This window comes from Haloarcula sp. H-GB5 (genome assembly GCF_054850705.1).
The window spans coordinates 1-1,605 of record NZ_JBTWBG010000025.1; the positions used below are offsets into that span (position 1 = coordinate 1).

Annotated in this window: 3 protein-coding genes; all 3 read right to left on the reverse strand. The window is 59.8% G+C overall.

All coding sequences use genetic code 11. The annotated features are described in order from the left end of the window. Positions 1-91: 91 nt before the first annotated feature. Positions 92-640, reverse strand: coding sequence for a hypothetical protein (locus ACYJ11_RS21330; protein ID WP_461649390.1), 549 nt, complete (start codon positions 638-640; stop codon positions 92-94). A 130-nt stretch (positions 641-770) separates the two neighbouring features. Continuing rightward, on the reverse strand, positions 771-1,034 hold the full coding sequence (locus ACYJ11_RS21335) for a hypothetical protein (RefSeq protein WP_461649391.1): 264 nt from the start codon (positions 1,032-1,034) through the stop codon (positions 771-773). 120 nt (positions 1,035-1,154) lie between these two features. Then, a partial coding sequence (locus ACYJ11_RS21340) for a beta clamp domain-containing protein (protein WP_461649392.1) occupies positions 1,155-1,605 on the reverse strand: 451 nt, incomplete at its 5' end.

Genomic DNA, 1,605 nt, shown 5'->3' on the forward strand with positions numbered 1-1,605 from the left:
CGGTCTATCTTCGGGACGCGCTCTCGGGCACGCCCCCGCACCTCCACTGGGGGTCACAAAGTCGACTTGCTGACTGAGCGAGGTGAGCTGGCTACCTGTACCGCTCCGGCGGATAGAAGACGACGTGGATAGCCGAGCCAAGGTTGTACCATGACTTTGCGAGAATCGAGACCTCTAGTCCCCACTCGGCGGCAAACTCGAAGACGTCGAACCAGAGATTGTGGGGCGGCTCTGTGGAATCCAATCGCTCGATATTCCCCGGATAGACGTGCATCGAGTACAACGCCGGCTCGCCATCGTCAAGCCAGAGCGTCGAGTGGTCGTCTGCTGGCGGGCTGTGAGGCGGTCCGTTTGGGTCGGTGTCGGCGTCAAGCGGCGAGTGCGGGCACTCGTCGTCGCCCGTGATGAGACGGCGTATGCAGGCTGTCTCGGCAGTCTCATCGAGGTCGAAGGATTGGGCAAACGCATCGCGCTGGTACTCGCCCATGATCGCGCCGAGTGCTTTCCAAATGTCCGCCCACGTTGGGTCCTCTGGCTCGTGATCGAGGTAGTCGTGGACGGCCTCGCGCAGCTGCCGGTACTCGTCCCATGCCGGGACAGGCTCGTTCGGGCCGGGTGTCGGCCAGTCGGTGCGGTCCATACGCTTTGGAAAATTCTGATAGGGTATCAACTCTCGGGACGTGCCAGTACGCCGCGTCAGAGAAGAGACGTTGCCGCTAACCAACACTGAGTAGAATGTGGGGTACTGTGTTGGTTAGTCTGCGAGTCGGCTACTCCTCGCCTCTAGCCTCCCAGCCCTTGTGGAAGTACACCAGCGCCACGTCGGAGTCGAAACACTGTCCGGACGGAACGTGCTGCAAGACGTTTTGTTCTGGAATCGGTTCAACCAGCCCCTCGTCAAGCAGACTGGTAACGACCTCGCGGCCTCGTGGCTCGTCGATCTCGACAGTATCGGGACGCTGCCGGTCGCGGTCCTGGGCGATCTGTTCGCGCTCGAAGCGCTCGTAGTCTGGAACTGTTTCGGTCGGGTCCATGAAGGAAATCCCTCACCCGACCGGGGAGACGCAAAAATAGCGCTAACCAACAGTCGGAAAGTATGGGGGTCGGTGTTGGTTAAGACACACCACCGTTTCCGCAAAACGCTCGAAACTGAGTCAGTTCGGGAGCTTCGGCGCGATCACGAACTGCATCGCTCCATCGGCGTCGGGGAACTCCGATTTCAGCACGAGTGGCACCCCGTTTCCGATATGTAGAACCCGATTCGTGCCGTCTGGCAGGCCAGCATTCGCCGATTTGACCAGCGATGAGTCCAGTTTCACTTCGACATCCGCAGGCTCGAAGGCGATGAGATCGGTGTCGTCCCACCGGTAGGTCATGCTGTCAGTGTCGCCGTCTGCCGCAAACCGCACTTCTCCGGCATCGGCGTCAACAGAGAGGTCAAACCGGTCGGCAAGCATATCGGCTGCGTCGAGACCGAGCGAGATATCGTCTGGACTCAGATGGACGGTTGCCGGGATGTCGATATCCGGCATCTCGACAGGGTAGCGGAGCGATTCAACCGCCTCAAGATCAATAGTGCGCGTTATCCCGTCGATATTGATTTCT

Excerpts from the sequence above, each read along its gene's own strand:
- ACYJ11_RS21330 (WP_461649390.1), bottom strand. The coding sequence starts at position 640 with ATGGACCGCACCGACTGGCCGACACCCGGCCCGAACGAGCCTGTCCCG.
- ACYJ11_RS21335 (WP_461649391.1), bottom strand. The coding sequence starts at position 1,034 with ATGGACCCGACCGAAACAGTTCCAGACTACGAGCGCTTCGAGCGCGAA.